This is a genomic window from Kitasatospora sp. NPDC090308 (assembly GCF_044769485.1).
Classification (GTDB): domain Bacteria; phylum Actinomycetota; class Actinomycetes; order Streptomycetales; family Streptomycetaceae; genus Kitasatospora; species Kitasatospora fiedleri.
This window is the reverse complement of the sequence record NZ_JBIVXY010000011.1, coordinates 142,781-159,209: the sequence shown is the minus strand read 5'-3', so window position 1 is coordinate 159,209 and position 16,429 is coordinate 142,781. Positions and strand designations below refer to the sequence as shown.

19 protein-coding genes are annotated in these 16,429 nt (G+C 73.5%); 2 read left to right on the top strand and 17 right to left on the bottom strand.

What is annotated here, in order from left to right; all coding sequences use genetic code 11:
* Position 1: 1 nt before the first annotated feature.
* From ACIQVD_RS24090 to ACIQVD_RS24015, 16 genes are all read right to left on the bottom strand, one after another.
* On the bottom strand, positions 2-292 hold the full coding sequence (locus ACIQVD_RS24090; protein WP_035864774.1) for an acyl carrier protein: 291 nt from the start codon (positions 290-292) through the stop codon (positions 2-4).
* Positions 293-354: 62 nt separating this feature from the next.
* Complete coding sequence (gene fabG / locus ACIQVD_RS24085) at positions 355-1,107, bottom strand: 3-oxoacyl-ACP reductase FabG (protein WP_100836931.1); 753 nt, start codon at positions 1,105-1,107, stop codon at positions 355-357.
* Complete coding sequence (gene sbnB / locus ACIQVD_RS24080) at positions 1,104-2,135, bottom strand: 2,3-diaminopropionate biosynthesis protein SbnB (protein ID WP_402291657.1); 1,032 nt, start codon at positions 2,133-2,135, stop codon at positions 1,104-1,106. Before sbnB ends, fabG begins: the two co-directional genes overlap by 4 nt.
* Complete coding sequence (gene sbnA / locus ACIQVD_RS24075) at positions 2,132-3,187, bottom strand: 2,3-diaminopropionate biosynthesis protein SbnA (protein WP_400691965.1); 1,056 nt, start codon at positions 3,185-3,187, stop codon at positions 2,132-2,134. The genes sbnB and sbnA overlap by 4 nt, the downstream gene beginning before the upstream one ends.
* A complete protein-coding gene (locus ACIQVD_RS24070; RefSeq protein ID WP_402291656.1) occupies positions 3,184-5,523 on the bottom strand; it encodes a lantibiotic dehydratase in 2,340 nt (779 codons plus the stop codon). The genes sbnA and ACIQVD_RS24070 overlap by 4 nt, the downstream gene beginning before the upstream one ends.
* Positions 5,520-6,725 carry a PLP-dependent aminotransferase family protein gene (locus ACIQVD_RS24065; RefSeq protein WP_402291655.1) on the bottom strand — a complete coding sequence of 402 codons (1,206 nt, stop codon included), beginning with the start codon at positions 6,723-6,725 and terminating at the stop codon, positions 5,520-5,522. The genes ACIQVD_RS24070 and ACIQVD_RS24065 overlap by 4 nt, the downstream gene beginning before the upstream one ends.
* A 13-nt stretch (positions 6,726-6,738) precedes the next feature.
* Positions 6,739-6,981, bottom strand: a complete 243-nt coding sequence (locus ACIQVD_RS24060; RefSeq protein ID WP_100836936.1) for an acyl carrier protein — start codon at positions 6,979-6,981, stop codon at positions 6,739-6,741.
* Complete coding sequence (locus ACIQVD_RS24055; protein ID WP_402291654.1) at positions 6,962-8,509, bottom strand: class I adenylate-forming enzyme family protein; 1,548 nt, start codon at positions 8,507-8,509, stop codon at positions 6,962-6,964. The genes ACIQVD_RS24060 and ACIQVD_RS24055 overlap by 20 nt, the downstream gene beginning before the upstream one ends.
* Positions 8,496-9,443: an ACP S-malonyltransferase gene (locus ACIQVD_RS24050; RefSeq protein ID WP_402291653.1), complete on the bottom strand. Its 948-nt coding sequence runs from the start codon at positions 9,441-9,443 to the stop codon at positions 8,496-8,498. Before ACIQVD_RS24050 ends, ACIQVD_RS24055 begins: the two co-directional genes overlap by 14 nt.
* A gap of 103 nt (positions 9,444-9,546) precedes the next feature.
* Positions 9,547-10,341: an ABC transporter permease gene (locus ACIQVD_RS24045; protein WP_400691983.1), complete on the bottom strand. Its 795-nt coding sequence runs from the start codon at positions 10,339-10,341 to the stop codon at positions 9,547-9,549.
* Entirely contained in the window at positions 10,341-11,345 is a 1,005-nt protein-coding gene (locus ACIQVD_RS24040; protein ID WP_402291652.1) for an ABC transporter ATP-binding protein, read from the bottom strand. The genes ACIQVD_RS24045 and ACIQVD_RS24040 overlap by 1 nt, the downstream gene beginning before the upstream one ends.
* 170 nt (positions 11,346-11,515) lie before the next feature.
* Positions 11,516-11,920, bottom strand: coding sequence for a type II toxin-antitoxin system VapC family toxin (locus ACIQVD_RS24035; protein WP_402291651.1), 405 nt, complete (start codon positions 11,918-11,920; stop codon positions 11,516-11,518).
* Positions 11,917-12,189, bottom strand: coding sequence for a type II toxin-antitoxin system Phd/YefM family antitoxin (locus ACIQVD_RS24030; protein WP_402291650.1), 273 nt, complete (start codon positions 12,187-12,189; stop codon positions 11,917-11,919). Before ACIQVD_RS24030 ends, ACIQVD_RS24035 begins: the two co-directional genes overlap by 4 nt.
* A gap of 78 nt (positions 12,190-12,267) precedes the next feature.
* A complete protein-coding gene (locus ACIQVD_RS24025) occupies positions 12,268-12,456 on the bottom strand; it encodes a DUF397 domain-containing protein (RefSeq protein ID WP_402291649.1) in 189 nt (62 codons plus the stop codon).
* A 138-nt stretch (positions 12,457-12,594) separates the two neighbouring features.
* Complete coding sequence (locus tag ACIQVD_RS24020) at positions 12,595-12,783, bottom strand: DUF397 domain-containing protein (protein ID WP_402291648.1); 189 nt, start codon at positions 12,781-12,783, stop codon at positions 12,595-12,597.
* Positions 12,776-13,630, bottom strand: coding sequence for a helix-turn-helix domain-containing protein (locus ACIQVD_RS24015; protein ID WP_402291647.1), 855 nt, complete (start codon positions 13,628-13,630; stop codon positions 12,776-12,778). The genes ACIQVD_RS24020 and ACIQVD_RS24015 overlap by 8 nt, the downstream gene beginning before the upstream one ends.
* Positions 13,631-13,859: 229 nt before the next feature.
* Here ACIQVD_RS24015 and ACIQVD_RS24010 point away from each other — a divergent pair, with 229 nt between their 5' ends.
* The gene (locus ACIQVD_RS24010) at positions 13,860-14,030 is read left to right on the top strand and encodes a hypothetical protein (protein WP_400691998.1); all 171 of its coding nucleotides are present in this window, start codon (positions 13,860-13,862) and stop codon (positions 14,028-14,030) included.
* 180 nt (positions 14,031-14,210) lie between these two features.
* Entirely contained in the window at positions 14,211-14,519 is a 309-nt protein-coding gene (locus ACIQVD_RS24005; protein ID WP_400692001.1) for a hypothetical protein, read from the top strand.
* Positions 14,520-14,586: 67 nt separating this feature from the next.
* On the opposite strand, the gene ACIQVD_RS24000 is transcribed toward ACIQVD_RS24005, so the two are convergent.
* Complete coding sequence (locus tag ACIQVD_RS24000) at positions 14,587-16,419, bottom strand: LCP family protein (RefSeq protein ID WP_402291646.1); 1,833 nt, start codon at positions 16,417-16,419, stop codon at positions 14,587-14,589.
* Positions 16,420-16,429: the final 10 nt, after the last annotated feature.

Genomic DNA, 16,429 nt, shown 5'->3' with positions numbered 1-16,429 from the left:
GTCAGACCTCGCGGGCTTCGATGAAGTCGACCAGGGCGTTGATGGAGCCGAAGGCCTCGAAGTCGTCGTCGCTGATCAGCACGTCGTACTCGTTGTTGATCATGACGACGATCTCCAGGGTGTCCAGCGAGTCCATCTCCAGGCCGCGGCCGAACAGCGGCTGGTTGTCGGAGACGACCTCGGCCTCGGCGTCCAGGCCCAGGCGGTCGATGATCATCGACTTGATCTTCAGGTTCTTCTCCAGGCGCTGCTCGGCCTGGGTGCGGACGTCCTCGAAGGTGGCGGTGGACATGGGGGACTGCCTCTCTCTGCGGGTTGATGGAACGTCAGTTCGATTGCGGAGGACGGCGGCGGTCAGCTGTAGAGCATCCCGCCGTCGACCGTGAGCACCTTGGCGGTGATGTACGAGGCCGCCGGGCTGGCCAGGAAGACCGCCGCCTGCGCGACCTCCTCCGGGGTGCCCATCCGGCCCAGCGGGATCGCCGCCGCGGCCTCCTTCAGCTGGGCGCGCGGCACCTTCTTCACCATGTCGGTGTCGATGAAGCCCGGCGCGACCACGTTGACCCGGATGCTCTTCGGCGCGCCCTCGTAGGCCAGGGTCTTCGCCATCGCGATCACCCCGCCCTTGGAGGCGGCGTAGTTGGCCTGGCCGACCCGGCCGGCGATGCCGGAGGTGGAGGCGATGAAGACGATCGCCCCGCCGGAGGCGTACATCTGCTTGGTGGCCTCGCGGGCGGTCAGGAACGCCCCGGTCAGGTTGGTGGAGATCACCTCCTGCCACTTGGCGGCGCTCATCGCCGCGAAGTGCCCGTCGGCGGTGATGCCCGAGTTGAGGACCGCGACGTCCACCCCGCCCCAGGCGGTGCGGATCTCCTTGTACATCGCGGTGACCTGCGCCTCGTCCGAGACGTCGGCCCGCACCAGCAGCGCGCGGCGTCCCAGGCCCTCGATCTTCTCCGCCAGCTGCTCGGCCTTCCCGGCGCTGGAGCGGTAGTTGAGCGCGACGTCGCAGCCGTGCTCGGCCAGCTGGAGCGCGATGGCCGCGCCGATGCCGCGGGAGGCACCGGTGACGATCGCCCGGGTGCCCTCGGTGAACAGCCCGGTCATGCCGCGCTCCCGGTCAGGTTGGAGGTGACGGTGTGGGTGCCGGGGTCGAAGCCCTCGGCCTCGGTGCCGAGCCCGGCCTTCTCGGCGGCGGTCAGCACCGCCTCGGCGACGGCCAGGTCGAGCACCCCCAGCCCGAACGGGGAGAACACCACGGTGCGCGCGCCGGACGGGAGTTCGGCGGTGCCGTCGAGCAGCGCGCCGATCTCGGCGGTGACGAAGCGGCGGTGGCCGGCCTGCTGCTCGGCCTTGTGCAGCGAGGTCTGCTCGCGGATCGCGTGGTCGGCGTCGTCGACCACGTTGACCGCGCCGAGCACCGACTCGACCGACAGGTCGCGCAGCGACAGGTGCAGCACCACCTGTCCGTGCGGGCGCTGCGGGTGGTCGGCGAGGTCCAGCCAGTACGAGGAGTCGGTGGTGGCGATCGACACCGTGTCGGCGCCCAGCACCCGGCTCAGGCCGGCCGCCCGGAAGGTCAGGTGCGGGTACGCGGCGGCCAGTTCGGCGGCGAACACCTCGGCCCGCTCCGGGAAGGCGTCCTGGAGCAGGACGGTCTCCAGCTCCTCGTGCACCCGGTCGAGGAAGTGCACCACCCGCTGGTTGATGGTGCCGCAGCCGACCAGGCCGACCGTGCGGACCTCGCGCCCGGCGTTCAGCAGGCCGGAGGCGAGCGCCGCGCCGGCCGCGGTGCGCACCGCGGAGATCTGGCTGCCCTCCATCAGGGCGAGCGGGTAGCCGGACTCCAGGTCGTTCAGGATGCACAGCGAACTGGCGCGCTGCATCCCGCGCTTGACGTTCTCCGGGAAGGAGGAGATCCACTTCAGGCCCATCACCGGGGCCGGTCCGCCGAGGTAGGCGGGCAGCGCGATGATCCGCGAGTCGGAGCGGTGCAGCGGGCGCAGGAAGGTCGAGAAGGGGAGGTCGGACTTGCCCTGCCCGTGCAGCACGTAGGCGTTGCGGACCAGGTCGACGACGGTGGCGTCGAGGCCCGCCAGGGCGGTCCGGACGTCCTCCCGGCCGAGGATCCTCATGTCGTTTCTCTCTCTTGCTCGGTGGGCGGCAGGTACTGCCGCAGGTAGGTCTCGACCCACTGGTCGTCGTAGATGGTGTCGAGGTAGCGGTCGCCGCCGTCGGGGAGCACGGCCACGCAGGTGGCGCCGGGCTCGATCCAGGAGGCGGACTGTCCGATCGCGGCGATCACCGCGCCGGAGGAGCCGCCGGCCAGGATCGACTCCTGGCCCAGCAGGCTGCGGCAGCCCCGGATGCACTCCGAGTCGGTCACCTTGACCACCCGGTCGGCCAGGCCCGGCTTGAGCAGGGCGGGGACGACCGCGGCGCCGTGGCCGGGGATGGTGCGCCGGTGGGAGGACTCCCAGGGCTGCGGCGGCCCGAAGATCACGCTGCCGACGGCGTCCACCGCGACCACCCGGGTGGGCAGTTGCTGGTCGTGGATGTACTCGGCGCAGCCGCGCAGCGTGCCGGTGGTGCCGGCCGCCAGGAACAGGTAGTCGGGGGCGGCGGGCAGCGCGTCCACGATCTCGCGCATGGTGGTGCGGTGGGCCCGCGCGTTGTCCTCGTTGGCGTACTGGTTGGGCCACCAGGCGTCGGGGACGGTCTCCAGCAGGTGCCGGACCCGGGCGATCCGGGCCGGCAGGTACTCGCCGGTGGCGGGGTCGCGGTGCTCGACCACCTCCACCTTGGCGCCGTAGGCCCGCATGATGGCGAGGTTCTGCGGGGTGGTGCGCGGGTCGACCACGATGACCAGGCCGAGCCGGTGGAAGTTGCACAGCTGGGCGAGCGCGATGCCCAGGTTCCCGGAGGAGGACTCCACCACGGTGGAGACGCCGGGGACGATCCGTCCGGTGGCGATGGCCTGTTCGACCATCGACTTGGCGGCGCGGTCCTTGATGGAGCCGCCGGGGTTGAACCGCTCGCACTTGGCGTACACCTGGAAGCGGGCGGGCGGGAAGAGTCGGTCCAGCGCCACCAGCGGGGTTCCGCCGATCGTGGCGACGATGTCGGGGTCCGACGGCCGGTGCGGGCGGGCCCGCACCGTGGCGCCGTCGGGGACGAGCACGGTCATTGGGGCACCTCTCGGCTGATCTGGAGCCGCAGCTCACTGACGTAGCGCTCGCCGTCGGCGTCGGGCAGCCAGGACTCCTCGGTGGCCGGCAGCGGCTCGCTGACGGTCACCGCGGCGTCCGGGTCGGCCTGCACCGCCCGGCGGACGAGGTTGGCGAAGGAGAGCACCAGCACGGGGCTGGTGAAGTCGACCAGGGAGGGCTTGGTCTCCTCGGGGAACTTGACGAAGGCCCGGTCGGGCAGGCCGCGGTCGGTCACCCAGCGGCGCACCGCCAGGTAGTCGCGGTGCCGGTCGGCCTTGGCGGGCAGGGCCAGACCGGTCAGCGGCAGCCGCCAGGTCTCCCGGAACAGCACCAGGTCGTCCAGGGTGACCCGGGGGGCGTGCGGGCGGTCCAGGCCGATCTTGAAGGCGTCGCAGGCGATGATCGAGATGAGCACGGCGAGCAGTTCGGACAGCGAGCGGGAGCGGCCGTCGGCGGTGGTCGCGGTGACGGTGCCGTCCTGTTCGGCCAGCGTGATGGAGACCGCGGGCTCGATCCGGTCGCGCCGGTCGAACGGGGCGCGGGTGAAGCCGATCAGCCGGTCGCCCTCGCCGATCGGGGCGGGGACCATCCGTCCGCTGTTGCGCTTCCAGCCGACCGGGAGCAGCGGCACCAGGCGTTCGGCGCCGATCGCCCGGTTGACCTTGTCGCGCACCGAGCCGCCGTCGGCCGTCCAGTCCAGGAAGGGCAGGTCGAGGGTGGCCAGGCAGGCGTGCATCTCGCCGAGCACCACCAGGTGCTCGCCGGCGTTGACGGCGTCCACCGAGCGGGCCACCACCTGGAGGTCGGGGCTGTGCACGGCCAGGTGCGGGGAGCGCACCGGCCCGGTGGCGAAGACCCGCCGCGCCCGGTCGGCGATCGCGTCGACCGCCAGGTCGATCCGGGTGGCGCCCTCGGGCACCTCCCCGATCACCTCGCGCCACTTGAGCGCGAGTTCCCGGACGGCCTGCTGCACGGGGTGGTCGTGCTCGCCCCAGAACAGCGCCAGGGTCTGCGGCCAGACGTCGGCCAGCGTGACGGGGGCGCCGGCGGGCAGCCGGCCGGCGGCGGTGCGGACGAAGCCCGCGACCTCGGCCTCGACCAGTTCGGCGAGGCGGTTGCCGAACCAGTCGGCGGCGTCGGCGACCAGGGCGAGCGGGCGGGCGATGCCGTCCAGGAAGTCCCGGCCGAGCTCCATCCGGCAGTCCCGCAGCGCGTCCTGGTAGCTGAGGGTGCGGCCGGCGTACGCCTTGCCCTCCTCGCGGGAGGCGGCCTGGCCGGTCACCTCGACGAAGTGGGCGTCCAGCGCGTCCAGCGCCTCGACCAGCTGCTCGGCGGTCCGGGCCCGGTGCACGGCGTCCTTGAGCCGGGCGAGTTCGGTGAGCACCGCGTCGTAGCGGACGAACAGGGCGGGGTCGCCGATCGCCGCGACCCGGCGGCGCAGCACCTCCTCGGCCCGGACGTCGACCGGGATGTTGGCGTCCCAGCCGAGCACGCGCTGGCGCAGCAGCCGGCCCAGCGTCCTCTCGACCTGCCGGCGGGCGGTGGCGGCGTCCCGGCCGTGCTCGGCGACCAGCAGGTCGGTGATCTGCTCGGCGTTGCGGTCGCCGTCGGCGAGCCGCAGCACCTGGGCCTCCTCGGGGCGCAGCCGCAGCACCTTGCGGGTGGGGAGCACCAGCTGCTCGCCGTCCAGGTGGACGTCGGGGCGGAGCATCGGCGGGAACCACCAGCGGGCGCCGGGCTGTTCGGCCATCCAGTCGGCGATCGCGGCGACCGTCCAGCGTTCCAGCGCGGTGTGGGTGGCGGCGACCAGGCCGGGGCCGTTCTCGATCGTGACGGCGCGGTCGGTGCGGCCGACGCCGATCCAGGCGGCGGGGCCGAAGAAGCCGATGGTGTCGGCCTTGGCGCAGTAGCGCAGCCAGTACATGGCGAGGGTGCGTTCGCGCTGGCGGCGCTTGGTCTCCTTGCCGCCGGGGGCGGCCAGCGAGTCGAGGACGCGGAAGACGGTGCGGTTCTGCCAGGCGATGGCGAGGCGGAGCTTGGGGTCGGTGGCGAGGGCGGCGAGGGCGGCGCCCTCGTGGTCGGTGTCGGCGGTGTAGGCGGCGCGGAACTCGTCCTCGGTGGCGCGGCCGGCGGCGAGCGCGGCGGCGGCGGCCGGGGCGCGGGTGCCGCCGACCAGGTCGAGGCCGGAGACCGGGAAGCCGGCGTTGCGCAGCAGTCCGACGCCCCAGACCTTCCAGTCGGTGCCGGCCAGCGGGTGGCGCGGGCCGAAGTCCGCCCAGTCGGCGGCGGGGGCCTCGACGGCGGGCGCGGTCATCCGGCCACCTCCGCCAGCTCGCGGGCGGCGGCGGGGGTCTCGGTGAGGGCGGCGGCCAGTCGGCCGATCCCCTCGGCGATCTTCTTGCGGGGCACGTTGCTGAAGCACAGCCGCAGGCCGTCGGCGTGCTCGCCGTCGATCGAGAAGTGCCCGCCGGGGACGACCGAGACGCCGCGGTCGGCGGCGGCCCGCGCGTACGGCCCGGCGTCGGCCCGGTCGCGGTGGCGCAGCCACAGGTAGAAGCCGCCGGCGGGGCGCTGCCAGTGCCAGGGGCTGTCGGTGCCGAGTTCGGCGTCCAGCGCGTCGGCCATCAGGGCGCAGCGCTCGCGGTAGCTGTCCCGGTAGCGGTCGATCAGGTCGCTCCAGCCGGAGCGGGAGTAGTAGGCGGCCAGCGCGCCCTGGGCGAGCGCGGAGGGCGACAGCGAGATGATCTCGGCGACCCGGGCCAGGTCGTGCCGCAGGTGCTCGGGGGCGGCGATCCAGCCGGAGCGCAGGCCGGGCGCGAAGATCTTGGAGAACGTCCCGAGGTAGACCACCCGCTGCGGGTCGAGGGACTGGAACAGGGCGGTGGTGGTGCCGTCGAAGCCGAGCAGCCCGTACGGGTTGTCCTCGACCAGCAGCAGGTCGAGCTCGCGGCAGGCGGCGAGGACCTCGGCCCGGCGCGGGACGGCGAGGGTGGCGCCGGTGGGGTTCTGGAAGGTCGGGTTGGTGTAGAGCAGCCGGACGGTGTGCCCGGCGGCGCGCAGTTCGGCGACGTCGCGGCGCAGCCGCTGCGGGTCGATCCCGTCGGCGTCCTCGGCCGCGGCGTGCGGGCGCAGGCCGGCGGTGCGGAACGCGGCGGTGGCGCCGGGGTAGGCGGGGGTCTGCACCAGGATGGTGTCGCCGGGGGCGCCCAGGGCCAGCGCGACGGCGGTCAGGCCCATCTGCGAGCCGCTGGTGGGGATCAGGTTCTCCGCGTCGGCCCGGCCGTCCTCCCGGGCCATCAGGTCGGCGACGGCGGGGACGAGCGCCTTGGCGACGTGCGGGGTGGTGTACTGGAGGGCGAGCTTGCCGCCGAGCCGCACGAGCCGGGCGAGCTGGGCGGATATCTCCGCCAGCGGCAGGACGTCCAGGTCGGGCAGTCCGCCGGCCAGGGAGATCACGTCCGCGCCCCGCTCGAACAGCTTCGGCATCTCGGCCGGGGGTCTGGTGTCGGTCCACATGGCTGTTCGGTCCTCAGATCCCGGCCGGGGCGGCGGTGTTGGCGTGCACGTAGCGCAGCAGGCCGGCCGGGGAGGCGAGCGCCGGGTCGGCGAGGGCGTCGGGGTCGACCTCGAAGCCGAACTCCTCCTCGATCGCCATCAGCAGGGCGATGGTGTGCAGGGAGTCGACGCCCAGGTCCACCAGCGGGGTCTCGGAGTCGGTGACCTGCACCGAGCAGGTCCGTTCGACGAGCTGGTCAAACTGCGACTGGTTCATGGCTGCTCCTCGGGGATGCGGTGGTGGTCTGGGGGGCGGTGCTCGCGGCGGCCGGCGCGTCGGCGGTGCTCCCGGCGGCCTCGACCAGGCGCTTGGCGGCGGCCCGGTCGGGCTTGCCGTTGGCGGTCAGCGGGACGGCGGCGATCGGGACGACCTGGTCGGGCATCCGGCTGTGGTCGAGCCGCTCGGCCAGCAGCGTCCGGACCCGCTCCGGCGGGAGGGTGCCGTGCACGGCCAGCAGCAGCGGGGCGCCCTCGGGTTCGGGGCGCAGCGCGACGGCGGCGCTGACGCCGGGGATGCGCTCGGCGGCGTCCTCGACCTCGGTGAGGGCGATCCGCATGCCGCGGCGCTTGATGATGTCGTCGTCGCGGCCGACGAAGTACAGCCGGCCCTCCTCGTCGAGCCAGCCCTTGTCGCCGGTGCGCAGTTCCAGCGTGCCGTCGGGGCGGCGGACGAACCGGCTCTGCTCCTCCAGCGGGATGCCCCAGTAGCCGGCCATCACGGTGGGGCCGGAGACGGTGATCTCGCCGGTCCGCCGGGGGCCGAGCTCGGTGCCGTCGGCGGCCAGGATGCGGATGCGGTCGCCGGGGATGGCCGGGCCGACCGAGTCGGGGTGCTCGGCGTACTCCTCGGGGTCGAGGATGGAGATCCGCTTGCACTCGGTCATGCCGTACATCGAGGCGAACTCGGAGCCGGGGAACAGCTCCAGCAGTTCGGCGGTGACGGCCCGGCCGGGGCGGGCGCCGGTGTTGGTGAACAGCCGGACCCTGGTGGGCCGGTGGAGCTTGCCCTGGAGCAGGGTGAGGATCTGGGCCAGCGAGGGCACCAGCGGGACGACGGTGACGCCGGTGCGTTCGATCAGCCGCAGCAGGCCCATGTCCTCGCTGCGCCGGGCCAGCACCAGGGTGGCGCCGACCAGGGCGGACATCAGGGCCTGGTAGAGGCCGTAGTCGAAGGAGAGCGGCAGCCGGCAGAGCACCACGTCCTGCTCCTCGTAGCCGAGGCAGGCGTTGACGGCGTCGACGGCGGCGAGCATCTGGCGGTGCGGGCAGACCACGCCCTTGGGGCGGCCGGTGGTGCCGGAGGTGTAGATCAGCAGCGCCACCGCGTCCTCGTCGACCTCGGCCCGGTGCGGGTCCGCGGGGGTGGCGAGGACCTGCTGCCAGGCCGGGCCGACCTCGACGGTGCGGGCGGCCCGGCGGCCGGCCGCCGGGCGGCAGACCGCGAGGGCGGCGCCGCTGTCGGCGACGATGTGGTCGACCTGGTGGTCGGTCAGTTCGGGGTGGACGGGGACGAAGACGGCGCCGGTGCGCAGGGTGGCCCAGAACAGGGCCAGGAAGGCCCGGTCGTTGCCCCCGGCGTACACCACCCGGTCGCCGGGGGCGATGCCCTGGCCGCGCAGCCAGCCGACGGCGCGTTCCACGGCGGTGCCCAGCTCCCGGTAGTCCAGGGTGCCCTGGGCGTCGATCACGGCGGGGTGGTCGGCCCGCTCGCTGAGCGGGTACTCCAGCAGGTCAGACACCGGCATGGGCGGACACTCCTCGGCCGGCGGGGGCGGTCAGCCGCTCCCGGGCCCGGGCGACGTCCCGGGCGGTGGTGACGGACAGGACGTCGAGCTCGGGGTGCTGGCGCTTGAGGATGCTCGCCAGCGTCTTGGCGGGCGGCAGCGACACCGTCAGTTCCGGTGCCACGGCGGCGAGTTGGAGCAGGCACAGGTCCCAGCGGACCGGGCTGACCACCTGCCGGACCAGCCGGCGGCGGATCTCGTCCGGGTCGGTGACGGCCGCGCCGTCGGCGTTGCCGAGCAGCGGCTGGGACGGCCGGGCGAACGGCACCCGGGCGGCGGCCTCCTCGAAGGACTGCCGGGCCGACTCCATGTACGGGGTGTGGAAGGCGCCGGCGACGCTGAGCCGCTTGACGGTGGCGCCGGCCGGCGGGGCGGCGGCGAGCTGGTCGAGGGTGTCGGCCAGGCCGGCCGCGACGATCTGGCCGGGGCCGTTGAAGGTCGCCGCGTACAGGCCCAACTCGCCTATTCGGTCCAGGACTTCGCTCTGCTCGCCGCCGACCACGGCGGCCATCGAGGTGGGTGCCTCGGTGCAGGCCACCGCCATCGCCCGGCCGCGGACCGCGGCCAGCCGGACCGCGTCGGCGGGGCTCAGCACCCCGGCGTACGCGGCGGCGGTGAGTTCGCCGACCGAGTGGCCGGCCGCCACCGCGGCGCCGTCCGGGACGGCGTCCCGGAGGGCGTGGTGGGCGAGCAGTCCGGCGGCCACCAGGAGCGGCTGGGTGTGCTCGGTGCGGGCGATCTCGGCGGCCGGGGCCTTGGTGCCGAGCTGGACGAGGTCGACGTCGGCGGCCTCGGACCAGGCCCGCACCCGCTCGGCGGTGGCCGGGTCGCGCAGCCAGGCGGCCAGCAGGCCCGGGGTCTGGGAGCCCTGGCCCGGCGCGATGAATGCGAACATGTGTTCTAACCCCCTTTCGGGTGGGGCCCGCGCCCGGGAGGCGGGCGCCGGATGCGTGCGTGCTCGTGGACGGGAAGTGCGTGGGGCCGCGCGGTTGCGACGGTTACGGGCGGCCGGTGGACTTGCGGAAGCGGCGGATCGCCAGGAACGAGAACCCGGCGAACCAGGCCAGCAGGTTGAACACCGCGCCGGCCACGCTGGAGTGCTCCCCGTGGAAGGAGAAGCCGTCGTTCAGCGGGTACCGGGCCAGCGTCGCCACCCCGTACATCGGGGTGTAGCGGGAGACCTCCAGCATGGTGCCGCTGAGCGGGATGAACAGGTTGCCCAGGAAGGCCAGCGCGGTCATGGTCAGGCCCGGCATGTGCATCACCACGTCGGGCTTCATCGCCAGGCCCATCCCGATGCCGAGCGCGGCGAACACCGCCGACCCGACCCAGGCCACCAGCAGCGAGACCACCCACACGTTCGCGTCGGCGTGCGCTCCGGTCAGTGCGCCCAGCACGCCCACGATGGCGACCGGCACCCCGGCCATCAGCACCGAGCACAGCACCTTGACCAGCAGGTAGCCGGGCGGGGTGAGCGGGCTCATCGCGATGGTCCGCATCCAGCCGGCCGACTTCTCCACCGAGATGGTGGCGGCCGAGCTGACCGCCGCGGTGGCCGCGCCGTACACCGCCTGGCCGATCATCATCCAGGCCGCGAAGTTGCCGTGCGGCAGGTCGGCCCCGCCGGACGGGGCGGTGCGGAACAGCGCCAGGTAGAGCACGGCGGGCAGCAGCACCGTGAAGATCGTGGTCTGGCGGTTGAAGCGGCGGCGCAGCTCGTAGCGGACGAAGGTCGGGTTGACCCCGTTGAAGACCGAAGTGCGGGGGGCGGCGGGCGCCGTGACGGCGGCCATCAGACGTTCTCCTTGGCGGTGGCGGTGGCGGTGGCGGTGTCGGTGGCGCGGGCCTCGCGGGCCTCGCGGGCGTTCTCGGTGATGGCCAGGAAGGCCTCCTCCAGGCTGCGCGGCGCCACCTCGACGTCCCGGGCCCGGGTCTCGCCGACCAGCACCCGCAGCAGGGCGTCCGAGTCGGTGCAGGTGAAGTAGGTGCGCTCACCGCGCGAGGTGCTGGAGCGCACCCCGGGGGTCCGGGCCACCAGGGCGGCCTCGTACGGGCTGAGCACCGCCGAGACGGTCCGGCCGCTGATCGCCGAGCGGATCGAGGAGGCGGAGCCGTCGGCCACCACCGCGCCCTTGTCGATCATCACCACCCGGTCGGCGAACTGGTCCGCCTCCTCCATGTAGTGGGTGGCGAACATGACCGTCATGCCGCGCGCCGCGTCCTCCCGGACGGCCGCCCAGAAGTTCCGCCGGGCCACCACGTCCATGCCGGCCGTCGGCTCGTCCAGCACCAGGAAGTCCGGCCGGGAGAGCAGCGCCAGGGCGAAGCGCAGCCGCTGCTGCTCACCGCCCGAGCAGGCCGCCACCCGGCGGGCGCGCAGCTCGGTGATGTCGGCCCGGGCCATGCAGCGCTCCGGGTCCGAACCCGGGTGCAGCGAGGCCAGCATGTGCACGGTCGCCTCGACGGTCAGGTCCGGCAGCAGCCCGCCGGACTGGAGCACCGCCGCCACCCGGCCGGCCCGGACGGCCTGCTCCGGGTCGGTGCCGAACAGCCGCACCTCTCCCTCGTCCGGGCGGGTCAGCCCGAGCAGCATGTCGATCGAAGTGGTCTTGCCGGCACCGTTCGGGCCGAGGAACGCCACCACCTCGCCGCGCCGGACCCGCAGGTTCAGCCCGTTCACCGCGGTGAACACCTCGCCCTTGGCGTTGCTGAACCGCTTGACGACGCCGGTCAGTTCAGCGGCCAGGGGATCGGACGCCGTCCCCCTCGACGTCGTTCGGTTCTGGTAATCGATCATCATCCGGGTCCTCACGGTTCGGCGGAGGTTCGCCTCCTGGTGAGCACCACTCTCCCGGCCGCCCCTATCCCCCCGAACCGACCGGCCTATCGGCCCCCTATCCCCTCCCGCACCCGCCCGAACACCCACCCCACCCGCCCCGCGAGCGCCACCGCCACCGCCGGGTGCCGTCAGACCTCGACGACCTCCACCCCGGCCTCCAGGCCCCGGAAGTCGTCGGCGTTGCGGGTGTACAGCGGCAGCCCGTGGGCGGCGGCCGTGGCGGCGATCATCAGGTCCATCCGGCGCGGCCGGGGGTTCCGGTCCGCCTTGACGGTGAGCGCGACCAGGGTGCCGAACCGCCGGGCCGCCTCCCGGTCGAACGGGAGCGCGGCGAACTCCGCCTCCGCGTCCGCCAGTCGCTGCGCCCGCGCCATCATCTCCACCGGGTCCTTCACCAGGGCCACGCCCTGGGCCAGTTCCGCGAGCACCACGGCGGAGACCGCCGCCTCCAGGGGCAGCGACTCCGGGTCGATCGACGGGAGGTCGATCAGGACGCAGGTGTCCAGCATCCCGCGCGGCCTGCGCCCGCTCACCCCCGCTCCTCCGGCTCGTCGCCGATCCGGTCCTCGTCGCCGAAGAACCCGTCCGCCTCCGCGCGCATCCGCGCGGTGTCGACCGCCGGGGCGTTGCGCCACTTGCGCTGGAGCTCGTCGAGCGGCACGAAACGGCGGCGCGAACCGAGGGGCCGCACCTCGGCGATCTCGGTGCCGTTCCGGGTGACGTGGTACGTCTCGCCCGCCTCGACGTCGTCCAGCACGGCCTTGGACCGGGCGGCGAGCTCCCGCTGCGTGATGGTCTTCATCCCTCCAGCGTAATGCGCCGTATTGCAGTGCGCCACGCCTATGCGGCCAGGGCGTCACGGGGCACTGCGCGTCCCGGGTCAGAGGTTGGCGAACTCGCCTGCCACGACGGCGGTGACGAAGGCGTCCCAGCTCGCGGGGGCGAAGCGCAGGCGCGGGCCGTCGGGGTCCTTGGAGTCGCGGACGGTGCCCGGGCGGTTGGTGTCCACCTCGATGCAGTCGCCGCCGTCCTCGTTGCTGTAGCTGCTCTTGACCCAGTTCTCAGGCATGCCGTCGGAGTGCATCTTCGGCGAATCCTTCCAGGACGGACGGGAGCACAGACCCAGGGCTCCGGTCGACAGGGCCCCGTCCAAGGAAAGTGCCCCGCGGTTCGACCGTGAACCGCGGGGCGCCGTAGGTGTTTCGGGTCAGTGGTTGCCGAACTCGCCTGCCACGACGGCGGTGACGAAGGCGTCCCAGCTCGCGGACGCGAAGCGCAGGCGCGGGCCGTCGGGGTCCTTGGAGTCGCGGACGGTGCCCGGGCGGTTGGTGTCCACCTCGATGCAGTCGCCGCCATCCTGGTTGCTGTAGCTGCTCTTGACCCAGTTCTCAGGCATGCCGTCGGAGTGCATTCTCGAATCCTTCCAGGGCGGAACTGATCGCGGCCTCGGAGTCCCGTGGAGAGAGGGACTGAGCCCGCAACAGATCGTAGTCCTTCCTGCGGCTTACCACGGTCTCCGCGTCATCGTGCAAGCGCCCCCAACGATCGCCCTCCTCATAGGCGACCATCGAGCCGTCAGGCGCGGTCAGCATGATCAGCGAGGAGCCACCCACCCGCGAGTGCACACCGGCGCTGAACGGCAGCACCTGGATCGTCACATTGCGACGTCGGCCGGCAGCCAGCAGCACGGAGAGCTGTTCCACCATCACCTCCGGACCGGCGATCGGACGTCGCAGCGCGTATTCGTCGAGGATGAACCAGTACTCACACGTCGCCGGTTCGGCCCTGAGGCGCTCCTGTCGTCCGAGTCGAGCAGCCAGCCAGCTCTCGATCTCAGCGTCCGACGGAGTGGACCCACCAGCGTGCATGATGGCGCGGATCACCTGTTCGGTCTGGAGCAGACCGGGGATCGACAGCGAGTACGAGGCATGTTCCACCGCGCGTTCGTTCAGCTTGTGGAACGCGCTGTACTTGTCGGGGAACGGCTCCCGTTTCGCCATCTCGTAAAGGCGGCAGAACAGTCCGTCCGTCCCGAAGGCCATGTCCAGCTTCTCCGACAGGCCGACCGGCGGCTTGGACGCGCCGCTCTCGATCCGGGACAGGTGCGCCTTGGAGAACATGAGGATGTTGCCCAGCGCCTCCAACGACATGTTGTCGTGCAGCTTGCGGAGGCGGCGGATCTCGGCGCCGTAGAAGTGCCGGGGCGAAAGGTCCGGCTGAAGGTCCCGTTCCTGCCAGGCCATCCGTCCAGCCCCCTCCTTGTTCCGTGCCGGACCCCTGCTCAGGTCCGCAACACCGTGCTCCTTGTCGAGGGTAGCGCCGCCCGGCAACGCTTGAAGCACAGACAGTGACCGAAGCGGACGGCAATCTCCCTACGGAGCAACGATCATGACGACTTGTCAGCCAGACCCCTTCATCCCACCGACGGCAGCCGAGGGCCCGTCCGACGGCCGCCCCGCCCCGAAGCCCGGGATGACGATCCGCGTCTACACGGTGCGGGCGGACGGCAGCCGGGAACAGGTCTCGTTCCGGACGTCCGACGAACCGCTGATGCCCGCGCCGCGCTCCACGCTGACCTGGCCGGCCTGCGGGTGCCCGCGCTGTGTCGGCAGCGGCACCGCGCAGGAGCCGGACGCGGCCTGAACCCCCTCTCCCCTCACCCATCGAACGGAATCAAGTGCTGTACACCGGACAGTCGTTGGAGGAAGTCGCCACCCTCCGGCGTTCCCTGCGCGAGGGGTCCGACGACCCCGAGCGGACCTCGGAACCGGCCGAGCCCGCCGCGCCCCTCCCCCTCCCGCCCTCGTCCACCGCGTCCCGCCCATGACGGACCGGGAGGCCGCCGCCGAGGCGTCGCAGCAACGCGCGTGGACGATCGCCGAGCGGCTGGCGCGGGCGGGCGGCGGGAAGGCGCGGCTGAGCACCACCCCCGGCGGGTACCGGATCGAACTGCACCTGGAGGGCCCCGCGCCGGACGAGTACGGGGTGCTGGCGGCCCTCGCGCTGGGCGACCGCTGGGGCCACCGCCGCTCCCTCACCTCGCGCGACGGCGGCGGCGGTGTGCAGGAGAGCGTGTGGAGCGAGGTCCACCTGCCCCCCGCCGACGGCGCGGCCCCTCCTGCCGGCCGGTGAGAGTCCCCCCGCCCCGGCCCTCCGCCCGAAGGCCCGCCCGGTCGCCGCACCCGGACGCGACGAGCCGTCAGGGCGCCGAGTCGGGGACTCCCTTGCTGCGCTCGTACGCCTGAATTGGGGTCATCTGGCCCCGGTAGCCGGGCAGTTCGACGGTGCCCTCGTGGCCGACCTGGGCGCAGCGGCTGGTGTCGTCGGCGGTGCTGGCGTCGGCGCCCTTGAGGATGGCGGACGGGTCGGCGGGGGGTGCGGGCGCGGTGGTGGTGCCGGTCTCGGCCGGGTAGCCGGTGCCGGTGGGCCAGTCGGTGCCGATCAGCAGCTCGATCGAGTTGCCCTGTCCGGCCCGGACGGCGCTCGCGGGCAGGCCGAGGGCGGCGGCGACCTGCTGGGCCTCGGCCTCCTCGCCCGCCGGGTACGTCACCGCGCTGTGTTCGGCGGTGACCTTCGGACCGGTGGTGGTGCCCTTGGCGAAACCGGCCTGCCGCAGCGTGTCGACGAGCGCTCCGGCCCGGCCCGTGACACCGGTGCCGTTGCGCACCACGACGGTGATCCCGCCGCGGGCCGGTCCGGTCGCGGCCGGGGGCGCCGACGACTCGGCGGGGGCGGACGGGACGGACGGGGCGGCGGAGGAGGCGGCGTCCCCGGGCTGCGGGCCGCCGCTGAGCGACCGGTCGTCCTTGATCGCCCGGAACAGCTCGGTCGCGCCCGGGCCGATCAGCCGCCGGTTGTCGTCCGCCGGATCGTGGATGATCTGCATGGTGGTGAAGGTGATCCGCTCGGACGGCACCTTGCTGATGTCCTGGCCGAGGCCGACCAGCTTGGTGATGCCGTCCAGGCCGGGGTCGACGGTGAGCGCCTTGGTGGCGGCGTCGGCGAGCGACAGCAGCTTGCCCGGGTCGGTGAGCGTCCCGGCGCCCTTGAGCTGGCGGATCATCGAGCCGAGGAAGAGGTGCTGGGCCGAGGAGCGGCCGGTGTCGGTGCCGTCGCCGAAGCCGTGCCTGGTCCGGACGAACTGGAGGGCCGCCATGCCCTGGAGGGTGTGCTCGCCCTTGGTCAGCTTGAGGTGCGAGTACGGGTCGTAGACGTTGTCGCTGACGCACACCGGGACGCCGCCCACCGCGTCCGACATCTTGATCACGCCGCTGAAGTCGACCTGCACGAAGTGGTCGATCGGGAGGTCGGTGAGCTTGCGCACGGCCGCCACGGTGCAGCCGGGGCCGCCCTGCAGGGTGGCGTTGATCAACCCGCGCTGCGCCTTGAAGACGGTCTTGCCCGCCGCGTCGCGGCAGCCCGGCAGGTCGGTCCGCAGGTCGCGCGGGATGCTCATCACGGTCGCGTTGCTGCGGTCCGCGGAGACGTGCAGCAGCAGGTTGACGTCGGCGTTGGCGCCGCTGCCGCAGTCGGCGCCGCCGATCGTGCAGTCCTCCGGGTCGGCGCGCGAGTCGGAGCCGATCACCAGCACGTTGATGGGGGTGCGGCCGAAGGCGTCCGCCACCTCGTGCCCGGCGTCGCCCTCCTCGCCCGCGTACAGCGGCGCCTGCTTGATGTTGGCGTTGAACCGGTAGTAGAGGTAGCCGCCCGCACCGGCGGTCAGCACCACCGCCCCGACCGCCGTCCACAGCAGCGTCCGCTGCCAGCGCCGCAGCCGTCGGCGTCCCCGCCGCCCCGGCCGGCGGGCCGCCTCCCGGCGCGCCGCCCGCCCGCCCGTCGCCGGGCCGGAAACCGGGCCGGACACCGGGCCGGGAGCCGAGCCGGGAGCCGCACCCGCGGACGGACCCGCCGACGCGTCCGCCGCGCCGCCCGCCCGTCGGCGGGCCGCCCGGCCGCCCTCCCGCTGCCGGGGCACCGCGCCCTCGGACCCGTCCTCCGCCGGTTCGGCGGCCTCGGCCTGTCCGCGTATCACATCGCACCCC

Coding starts and splice junctions, on each gene's coding strand:
- ACIQVD_RS24090 (WP_035864774.1), bottom strand. CDS start 292: ATGTCCACCGCCACCTTCGAGGACGTCCGCACCCAGGCCGAGCAGCGC.
- fabG (WP_100836931.1), bottom strand. CDS start 1,107: ATGACCGGGCTGTTCACCGAGGGCACCCGGGCGATCGTCACCGGTGCC.
- sbnB (WP_402291657.1), bottom strand. CDS start 2,135: ATGAGGATCCTCGGCCGGGAGGACGTCCGGACCGCCCTGGCGGGCCTC.
- sbnA (WP_400691965.1), bottom strand. CDS start 3,187: ATGACCGTGCTCGTCCCCGACGGCGCCACGGTGCGGGCCCGCCCGCAC.
- ACIQVD_RS24070 (WP_402291656.1), bottom strand. CDS start 5,523: ATGACCGCGCCCGCCGTCGAGGCCCCCGCCGCCGACTGGGCGGACTTC.
- ACIQVD_RS24065 (WP_402291655.1), bottom strand. CDS start 6,725: ATGTGGACCGACACCAGACCCCCGGCCGAGATGCCGAAGCTGTTCGAG.
- ACIQVD_RS24060 (WP_100836936.1), bottom strand. CDS start 6,981: ATGAACCAGTCGCAGTTTGACCAGCTCGTCGAACGGACCTGCTCGGTG.
- ACIQVD_RS24055 (WP_402291654.1), bottom strand. CDS start 8,509: ATGCCGGTGTCTGACCTGCTGGAGTACCCGCTCAGCGAGCGGGCCGAC.
- ACIQVD_RS24050 (WP_402291653.1), bottom strand. CDS start 9,443: ATGTTCGCATTCATCGCGCCGGGCCAGGGCTCCCAGACCCCGGGCCTG.
- ACIQVD_RS24045 (WP_400691983.1), bottom strand. CDS start 10,341: ATGGCCGCCGTCACGGCGCCCGCCGCCCCCCGCACTTCGGTCTTCAAC.
- ACIQVD_RS24040 (WP_402291652.1), bottom strand. CDS start 11,345: ATGATCGATTACCAGAACCGAACGACGTCGAGGGGGACGGCGTCCGAT.
- ACIQVD_RS24030 (WP_402291650.1), bottom strand. CDS start 12,189: ATGAAGACCATCACGCAGCGGGAGCTCGCCGCCCGGTCCAAGGCCGTG.
- ACIQVD_RS24025 (WP_402291649.1), bottom strand. CDS start 12,456: ATGCCTGAGAACTGGGTCAAGAGCAGCTACAGCAACGAGGACGGCGGC.
- ACIQVD_RS24020 (WP_402291648.1), bottom strand. CDS start 12,783: ATGCCTGAGAACTGGGTCAAGAGCAGCTACAGCAACCAGGATGGCGGC.
- ACIQVD_RS24015 (WP_402291647.1), bottom strand. CDS start 13,630: ATGGCCTGGCAGGAACGGGACCTTCAGCCGGACCTTTCGCCCCGGCAC.
- ACIQVD_RS24010 (WP_400691998.1), top strand. CDS start 13,860: ATGACGATCCGCGTCTACACGGTGCGGGCGGACGGCAGCCGGGAACAG.
- ACIQVD_RS24005 (WP_400692001.1), top strand. CDS start 14,211: ATGACGGACCGGGAGGCCGCCGCCGAGGCGTCGCAGCAACGCGCGTGG.